Annotated in this window: 9 protein-coding genes; 5 read left to right on the forward strand and 4 right to left on the reverse strand. The window is 64.2% G+C overall.

Going from position 1 to position 8465, the window contains the following annotated elements:
* Positions 1-117: 117 nt before the first annotated feature.
* From AC0L2J_RS32960 to AC0L2J_RS32970, 3 genes are all read right to left on the reverse strand, one after another.
* Entirely contained in the window at positions 118-462 is a 345-nt protein-coding gene (locus tag AC0L2J_RS32960) for a GIY-YIG nuclease family protein (RefSeq protein ID WP_473395750.1), read from the reverse strand.
* Between the two features lie 211 nt (positions 463-673).
* The gene (locus AC0L2J_RS32965) at positions 674-1090 is read right to left on the reverse strand and encodes a c-type cytochrome (protein ID WP_473395751.1); all 417 of its coding nucleotides are present in this window, start codon (positions 1088-1090) and stop codon (positions 674-676) included.
* 111 nt (positions 1091-1201) lie between these two features.
* Positions 1202-1909 carry a L,D-transpeptidase gene (locus tag AC0L2J_RS32970; RefSeq protein WP_473395752.1) on the reverse strand — a complete coding sequence of 236 codons (708 nt, stop codon included), beginning with the start codon at positions 1907-1909 and terminating at the stop codon, positions 1202-1204.
* A gap of 274 nt (positions 1910-2183) precedes the next feature.
* Here AC0L2J_RS32970 and AC0L2J_RS32975 point away from each other — a divergent pair, with 274 nt between their 5' ends.
* The 3 genes from AC0L2J_RS32975 (at position 2184) to AC0L2J_RS32985 (ending at position 4874) form a co-directional block, all read left to right on the forward strand.
* Positions 2184-3236, forward strand: a complete 1053-nt coding sequence (locus AC0L2J_RS32975; RefSeq protein WP_473395753.1) for a glycosyltransferase family 4 protein — start codon at positions 2184-2186, stop codon at positions 3234-3236.
* A gap of 34 nt (positions 3237-3270) precedes the next feature.
* Positions 3271-3960 carry a class I SAM-dependent methyltransferase gene (locus tag AC0L2J_RS32980; protein WP_473395754.1) on the forward strand — a complete coding sequence of 230 codons (690 nt, stop codon included), beginning with the start codon at positions 3271-3273 and terminating at the stop codon, positions 3958-3960.
* 254 nt (positions 3961-4214) lie between these two features.
* Positions 4215-4874 (forward strand): hypothetical protein, encoded by a 660-nt coding sequence (locus tag AC0L2J_RS32985; protein ID WP_473395755.1) that lies wholly within the window; start codon positions 4215-4217, stop codon positions 4872-4874.
* A gap of 242 nt (positions 4875-5116) precedes the next feature.
* Here AC0L2J_RS32985 and AC0L2J_RS32990 read toward each other — a convergent pair whose 3' ends face one another.
* Positions 5117-6781, reverse strand: coding sequence for an aminotransferase class III-fold pyridoxal phosphate-dependent enzyme (locus tag AC0L2J_RS32990; protein ID WP_473395756.1), 1665 nt, complete (start codon positions 6779-6781; stop codon positions 5117-5119).
* A gap of 35 nt (positions 6782-6816) precedes the next feature.
* On the opposite strand from AC0L2J_RS32990, the gene asd reads away from it, so the two are divergent.
* Both asd and AC0L2J_RS33000 read left to right on the forward strand, forming a co-directional pair.
* Positions 6817-7680, forward strand: coding sequence for an archaetidylserine decarboxylase (gene asd, locus AC0L2J_RS32995; RefSeq protein ID WP_473395757.1), 864 nt, complete (start codon positions 6817-6819; stop codon positions 7678-7680).
* Between the two features lie 64 nt (positions 7681-7744).
* Positions 7745-8308: an NUDIX hydrolase gene (locus AC0L2J_RS33000; RefSeq protein WP_473395758.1), complete on the forward strand. Its 564-nt coding sequence runs from the start codon at positions 7745-7747 to the stop codon at positions 8306-8308.
* Positions 8309-8465: the final 157 nt, after the last annotated feature.

An 8465-nucleotide genomic window follows, 5' to 3' on the forward strand; every position in this document is an offset into this window, starting at 1 on the left:
CCCCGTCATCGAATCATAGCAAAGCGGCTACGGCAAATGCCCGTTTAGACGAAAGATTCTCACCCTCTCAGGATGAGGCTAACTGGGATCTCGCGACTTGCGACTCGCAATCGTGCCTCACACTCCGCCCTCATCCTGAGGGCCCGCCGCAGGCGGGCGTCTCGAAGGATGGTGAGATCCGCGCTTGGCCAATTCATGCAGCTCAGCAAAATCGCCGCGCATGAAGGCTTCTTTCTTGGCGCGGCTCCATTTCTTGAGTTTGCGCTCGCACTCGATCGCGTCGGTGATTCTGTCGAACCATTGCGAGTAGACCAACGTCACAGGCCGGCGAGACTTCGTGTAGCCATCGAACGTGCCGGCGTTGTGCTGCGCAATTCTGATCTCAAGCTCGGTGCGCGTCGTTCCGATGTAGTAGCTGCCGTCTGAGCATCTGAGAACGTAGAGCCACGCGCCTTCTGTCATGGGGCCCGCCTCGTGCTTCGAGACGACCGCTTCGCGGTCTCCTCAGCATGAGGCTAACTGGCATCCCTGACTTGGTGCAAGCGCTTCGTGCAAACGCTTTGAACGGTTAGCGGCTGCGCGTTCAGCCCTCATCCTGAGGAGGCCGCATCGCGGCCGTCTCGAAGGATATGCCGCGATTTCCAATGCTAACCAAAGCGGTGCGCCGGGCCTGCTATTGTGAGCTCGACGCCGCCTGCAAATAAGCAACGATCCTGCCCGCTTCTTCCGCCGAGACGCCGCCATAGGGCTGCATCTTGTTACCGGATACGACCTCGTCCGGCTTGACCATGAAGCGGGTGAGTTTGTCCTGGTCCCAGATGAAGCCGGCTTCCTTCATCGAGGAGGAATAATTGTAGTTCGGCAGCGAGCCGGCCTTGCGTCCGACGATTTTATTGAGGTTGGGGCCTAGACGATTGTCGCCCTCTTTCACCGAGTGGCAGGTTCGGCAGGAATTGTTGAAGGCTTGCTGGGCTGTGTCGTCGCTCGCCGGCTGCTGTGCGCGCGAGGCGGGCGCGGTCGGCAGCAGTGCCACTGCGCCGGCGAACACGCGCAGCCATGTGCCTTGCGGCGATTGCGGACGCGATTGCATTCGCGCCTCCATCGGGGATCGCGCCGCAGCACGCGCGCGTCGGGATGCCGAGGGCCAACGAAAACGGCCCCGGTGGGTTCCGGGGCCGTTTGCGTCACAATGTCCTGTCGCTTAGCGCGTTGCGGCTCCGAGATCTGCGCGGCGCTCCGTCATCGGCAGCACGATCACCTTGGTGCCGACGTTGACGCGGGAGTAGAGATCCGAGACGTCGTCATTGGTCAGGCGGATGCAGCCGGAGGAGACGTGCTTGCCGATGGTATCGGGCGCGTTGGTGCCGTGGATGCGATAGATGGTGCCGCCGAGATACATGGCGCGGGCGCCGAGCGGATTGCCGGGACCGCCGGCCATGTGGCGCGGCAGATAAGGCTGGCGGGCGATCATCTCCGGCGGCGGGGTCCAATCCGGCCACTCCGCCTTCTTGGTCACCGACTGGGTGCCGGACCAGGTGAAGCCGTCGCGGCCGACGCCGATGCCGTAGCGCATCGCCTGGCCGTTGCCGAGCACGAGATAGAGATAGGTGTTGGGCGTATCGATGATGATGGTGCCGGGCGCCTCACGCGTCGCATAGGAGACGGTCTGGCGGCGGAAGCGGGCCGGCATTTCGACAGCGTCGTGATCTTCGGACGGCGCGGCCTGATAGGGCGTGGCTTGATAGGGCTGGTACGGCTGCGGCGCTGCGATCGGCGGCAGCGGCTGGAAGAAGGGGAAGAGCTGCACGGGCGCGGCCTTGGCCGGGCCGGCGAACGCGATCGCGGTGACAGCCACTGCGCCAAACGCAACGGCGCGCGAATAAGTCCTCAACGTCTCCAGATTGATCATTGGTCGCCCCTGTCTGCGCGGTGTTTCTTGGTCACCCCGGCACCGTTTCGGTGCTCTGTTGCGTAAATCACTAACGGAAAGAAGTTTCGGGACGTTTGCGCGGAAAACCGAAAACGGCTTCATGGCGGCAAGGATTGTTTCATGACGGTTTCGTGGCTGCGCAGACCCGTTAACGAACAAAACAGCGGGCCGACACTTCCATGACGTCACACGCCTGAAATATCCGTGGTTGATGGTCCAAAGCCGAGAATCATAAAAATCTCGGGATTTCCCCATGCGGGTATTAATCGCGACTGACGCCTGGCATCCGCAGGTCAACGGTGTGGTCCGGACGCTGACCTCGCTGGCTGGCGCGGCCAAGGCATTGGATGTCGAGATCGACTTCCTGACGCCGGACGGCTTTCGTTCGTGGCCGTTGCCGACCTATCCGGGGCTGCGCATTGCGCTGCCGAGCGGGAAGGAGATTGCGCGGCGGATCGAGAAGGCGGCGCCCGAGGCGCTGCACATCGCGACCGAAGGGCCGATCGGCTGGTCGGCGCGGGCTTATTGCCGTCGCAACCGGCTCGCCTTCACCACGTCCTACACCACGCGCTTTCCCGAATACGTCTCGGTGCGGACCGGCATTCCGGCGAGCGTCGGCTATGCCGTGCTGCGCCACTTCCATGATGCCGCCGCCATGACCATGGTGGCGACGCCCTCGCTGCGGCAGGAGCTCTCCGAGCGCGGCTTCAAGCGGCTCGGCTTCTGGACGCGCGGTGTCAACACCGAGCTGTTCCATCCCGACTCGCCGGCCAAGCTCGATCTGCCCGGGCCGATCTTCATGACGATGGGCCGCGTTGCGGTGGAGAAGAATCTCGAAGCGTTCCTCTCGCTCGACCTGCCCGGCACCAAGATCGTCATCGGCGACGGACCGCAGAAGGCTGCGCTCGAAAAGAAATATCCGGACGTTGTGTTTCTCGGCGAGAAGAAGGGTGCGGATCTCACCGCGCATCTCGCCGCCGCCGACGTGTTCGTGTTTCCGAGCCTGACCGACACGTTCGGCGTGGTGCAGCTCGAAGCGCTCGCCTGCGGCACGCCGGTTGCGGCGTTTCCGGTAACGGGTCCGAAGGACGTCATCGCCGATCATCCGATCGGCGCGATCGACCACGATCTGCGCGCCGCGTGCCTGCGCGCGCTCACCATGTCGCGCGAGACTTGCCGCAATTTCGCGCTGGAGCGTTCCTGGGAAAACAGCGCGCGCCAGTTCGTCGGCAACCTCACCTCACTTCAGCCCAGCCGCGCCTTGCGCGCCTCGCCTCGCATGGCGCGGCGGCCTGTGCGCGGTTGACCCCAACGTTTGACCCACAGCGAGAACCTCATCGATGGCTAAGATCATGAACCTTGACGGCACGCAGCAGCTCGACCTCACCCGTGGCACGGTCGAGCAGGCCTATGACCGCTGGGCGCCGGTCTACGACCTCGTGTTCGGAGGCGTGTTCGCCAAGGGCCGGCAGGCCGCGATCGCCGCCACCAACAAGATCGGCGGCCGGGTGCTCGAGGTCGGCGTCGGCACCGGCATCTCGCTGCCGCTCTACGCGCCGCATCTGCGCATTTTCGGCACCGACATCTCGGAGGCGATGCTCGACAAGGCGCGCCAGCGCGTCGCAGAGGGCGGCCTAGAGAACGTCGAAGGCCTCGCGGTTATGGATGCCGAGAAGCTCGAATTCCCCGACAACTCCTTCGACGTCGTGATGGCGCAATACGTCGTCACCGCCGTGCCGAATCCGGAAGTCGCGCTGGACGAATTCGCCCGCGTGCTGCGCCCGGGCGGCGAGCTGATCATCCTGACGCGCGTCAGCGCCGATACCGGCATGCGCCGCTTCATCGAGCAGAAGCTGCAGCCGGTGGTGCGTCCGCTCGGCTTCCGCACCGCGGAGTTCGCCTGGTCGCGCTATGCCAAATGGCTGGCGGGTGCCGCCGGCATCGAGCTCGCCGAGCGCCGCCTGATTCCGCCGCTCGGTCATTTCTCGCTGGTGCGCTTCCGCAAGATCGACGTCGCCAAGGCGGCTTGAAGAAGGCGGCTTGACTGTTGCTCCTCATCGTGAGGAGGCGCGCAAGCGCCGTCTCGAATCATAGAGGCCCGGCTATCACCAGGCGGGCCTCGCCCTTCGAGACGCTTGCTTCGCAAGCTCCTCAGGACGAGGGGATAGAGCGTAACCCGTGCGTCACCGCGTCGCTGCACATCGTCACATGACAAAATGATGATGTCACACGGCCTACATCGAATCTCTGTAAATTCTGAACCCGAAAGCATTTGGGGGAGAGCATGATCAAGAACTATCTCGAGCAGCTGCGGATCCAGCGCTGGGACGACCATCGCTACTATCACCACAGCCGCATCAATCAGGCCCTGCACTTCGTCAGTGCGCTGAGCTTCCTGTTCGCCTATGTCTGGCTGTTCATCGATCCCATGGTATCGGCGCTGGTCGGCTGGCTGGTCTCGATGACCTCGCGCCAGGCCGGTCATTTCTTCTTCGAGCCGCACGGCTACGACCAGCTCAACCAGGCGACGCACGAGCACAAGGAAGAGATCAAGGTCGGCTACAATCTTCAGCGCAAGGTGGTGCTGATGTCGATCTGGGCGCTGTCGCCGCTGGTGCTCGTCGTCGATCCCACGCTGTTCGGACTGTTCACGCCCTGGGCGGGCGCGACCGACTTCATGCGGCAGGTCGCCAAGATCTGGCTCGTCGTCGGCGGCGGTGGCCTCCTGTTCCGCACGGTGCACCTGTTCTTCATCCGCGACGTCGAGACCGGCCTCGTCTGGATGACGAAGATCCTGACTGATCCCTTCCACGATTTGATGCTCTACCGCAACGCGCCGCTGGCGCTGATGCGTGGTGAGCTGATGGATCCCGGCCTGCACCTCAACCCCGAGCACACGCTGGGCCTGATCGGCGAGCCCACGCTCGAAGAGCAGCACGCCTGAGCGCGCCGTTCTCACCAAGGCCTCCGATGTCTGATGGTTGCGTCATGCCCGGGCTCGTCCCGGGCATCCACGCTTTGGGAGCTTCTTCGCCCCTCCCCGCGTGCGCGGAAGTGAGATCGCTCGAGGCCGCAAACACCGTCATTCCGGGATGGTCCGAAGGACCAGACCCGGAATCTCGAGGTTCCGGGTTCGGCTCTTCGAGCTGCCCCGGAACGACTGTGGCTTGGAGGGGAGAATCGACCTCAGCGCCCGAAGCGCTTGGCCAGCATCTCTTTCAGGATATGCCGCTTGATGGTCTTGTTGGTGAGGACGCCATCGTGCCACCAGAAGCCGTCGGCCTTCATCTTCTCGGCCGCGCGGACGAAACGCTCGGCGACCTCGGCGAAATCGGCATCGGTGTAGTTCAGGCTGAAGATCAGCCGGCCGGTGCCGACCCAGCTCAGGGACAGGCCTTCGGCGCGCAGGTAATATTGCAGCATCCAGTTGTAACGGGACGGCGTGGTGTATTTCACCGTCCAGATCGACGAGAAGTTTGCGAACCGCACCGGCAGGTCGGCCTCCGTCATCATCCGGTTGAGCTTTTCCGCGCGCTCATTCCAGGTCTCATCCAACCCTTCATAGACGGCACGGAAGTTCGGGCTGGCGAGCCGGCTCAGAAACTCGTCCATCGCCGTCATGACGTAGGGATGCGAGTTGAAGGTGCCGCGGGCGAAGCAGACGTCGGCGGGACGATCGTCGCGGAAGCGGCGCATCAGCTCGCGTCTGCCGCAGACCACGCCGACCGGCAGGCCGCCGGCGAGGCTCTTGCCGTAGGTCACCATGTCGGCGCGCACGCCGAAGTACTCCTGGGCGCCGCCTGCGGCGAGGCGGAAGCCGACGAAGACCTCGTCGAAGATCAGCACGATGCCGCGCTCGTCGCAGACCTCGCGCAGCTTCTTGAGCCACTCGGTGTAGGCGGCGCGGTCGAAATTGCCGCCGCGGGAGGAATCGACCAGCGAGGAATCGCCGGGCGCGTTGCCGTTCGGATGCAGCCCCTGCAGCGGGTTGACCAGCACGCAGGCAATGTCCTTGCGCGTCCGCAGCACGTGCAGCGTCTTCTCCGACATCTCGGCGAGGGTGTAGGTCTCGTGCGCGGTGATCGGATTGCCGACGCCGGGCTGCACGTCGCCCCACCAGCCATGGTAGGCGCCGGCGAAACGAACGAGATGGGTGCGCCGGGTGTGATAGCGCGCAAGCCGCACCGCCTGCATCACGGCTTCGGTGCCGGACATGTGGAAGGACACTTCGTCGAGGCCCGAGATCTGGCACAGCCGCGCCACGTTATCGAGGATGACGGGGTGGTAGGGGCCGAGCACCGGTCCAAGCGCGTGCGCGCGCTTCTCGGAGCCCTCGATGCACTCCTTGTAGAAGTCGTTGCCGAAGATGTTGACGCCGTAGGACCCCGTGAGGTCGTAGGAGGTGTTGCCATCGACATCGGTGACGGTGACGCCGCGCGACGACTCCACGAAGGTCGAGGTGCCCAAATGCTCGCGGACGAGACGCGAGAACTGGAACGGCACGCGGTAGGTTTCGGTGAAGTGCAGGTCGGAGATCTTTTCCGCCGCTTCCTTCGTCATCGCGCGGCCCTTGGGGTAGCGCTCGGCGTAGAGGCGCGCGAGACGGAAGAAGCCGTCCTTGCGCAGGCCTGCGATGTTCGCCGGCGCGCCGTCGCAGGCGAAGTACGCATCGCCTTCGAATTCGTAGAACGGAAGCAGCCTGGCCACGCGGCGCGACATCTTGGAGTGCCCGGCGAGCGAGCGGTGCTTGGCGCGGGACAATGCGATCCGCGCCTTGATCTTCGGGAAGGCGGCGGCAGCGGACGCTGCGGCGGCCACGGACAAAGAAAGAATCGGGAGTGTCGTTTCCATGACAACAAGCGCTAATACTGCGAGCTGACAGATTCATGACAGTCAAAGCCCTCATCGCCTCTTTCACCCAGCAGGAAGACCTCAACTTCCTGCTGACCAACCGCATCCCCCGCGCCGCGCTAACCCGCTTCATGGGCTGGTTCTCCAAGATCGAGAACCCGCTGGTGCGGGACGGCTCCATCGCGCTGTGGAAGCTGTTCTCCGACCTCGATCTGTCGGAGGCGCGCAAGACCCATTTCAAGAGTCTGCACGACTGCTTCACCCGGGAGCTCAAGCCCGGCCTGCGGCCCTTTGATCCGGACCCCTCGATTGTCGCCAGTCCGTCCGACGGCATCGTCGGCGCCCATGGCCGGATCGCCGACACCGAGCTGTTCCAGGTCAAGGGCGCGCCGTACTCGCTGCTCGATCTGCTCGGCGATTCCGCCCTTGTCGATCAGCACCGCAACGGCTCCTTCGTCACGCTGCGGCTGACCTCGAGCATGTATCATCGCTTCCATGCGCCCTTTGACGCACATATCGAGCGCGTCACGCTGATCCATGGCGACGTCTGGAACGTCAACCCGATCGCGCTGAAGCGGGTTGAGCGTCTCTTCTGCAAGAACGAACGCGCGGTGATCCGCACGCGTCTATCAACTGGCGAAGCCGTGACGCTGGTCCCGGTCGCAGCGATCCTGGTCGCAAGCGTCCGGCTGCACTTCCTCGACATGGTGCTGAATGCGCAGACGAGGGGGCCGGTCAATTTTCCCTGCGACGTCAACGTGAGCAAGGGCGAGGAGCTCGGCTGGTTCGAGCATGGCTCGACCATCATCATCCTCGCGCCCGGCGATTTCACCTTCTGCGACGGCATCGCCGAAGGCACGCGCATTCGCGCGGGTCAAGCGTTGCTGAGAAAAAACTAGCCTTCAATCCGCCGCGTCGGCCGCCTATATCGTTCGTGGGGACTTTTCTACGACGGATTCGGTGATGGCACGGGCGCCGGTCATGGCGGCGGGTGGTATTGTGCTGCGGCAAGGTGCGCCGCCGCTGATCGCCGTCGTGCGCCAGCGCAAGCGCAACGAATGGGTTTTGCCCAAGGGCAAGCTCGACGACGGCGAGACGCCGAAGCAAGCCGCGCATCGCGAGGTGCTGGAAGAGACCGGTCACGAGGTCGCCATCCACGAATTTTTGGGCACGCTCGTCTATCAGTCGGGCGGACGTTCCAAGGTCGTACATTTCTGGCGGATGGAGGCCGGGGACGGTCCGGTCCGCAAGCTGATGAACGACATCAAGGCAGTCGACTGGCTCACGCTGGAAGACGCGCTCGCGCGCCTGTCGCGCGAGTACGAGCGTGTGTTCCTGACCCAGGTTGGCCCGATCGCGCTTGCGGCGGCGGGGCTTGCATCGTCGTCCGCGCCCGAGCCGACGCTGGCAACCAACGAGGTCGACGCAGCTTTGCAGACACTGACACCGGCTGAAGCGGCCTCGGTGGGCGAGTTGCGGCACGGTCTGTTGCAGAAGATGAAAGCCTGGCTGCGCGGCGAGGCGTGAGTTTAGCAACATCGCTGTCGAGCCGCGCTGACAGTTCCCCTCTCCCCTTGTGGGAGAGGGTGGCTCGCCCCGCAGGGGGGGGGCGGGGGTGGGGGGGGGGGGGGGGGGGGATATGGTTGGGTTTTTTTTGGGGGTGCGGGGCCCCCGACCCGGGGGG

The sequence above is a fragment of the Bradyrhizobium sp. MV1.5 genome, from assembly GCF_055807615.1.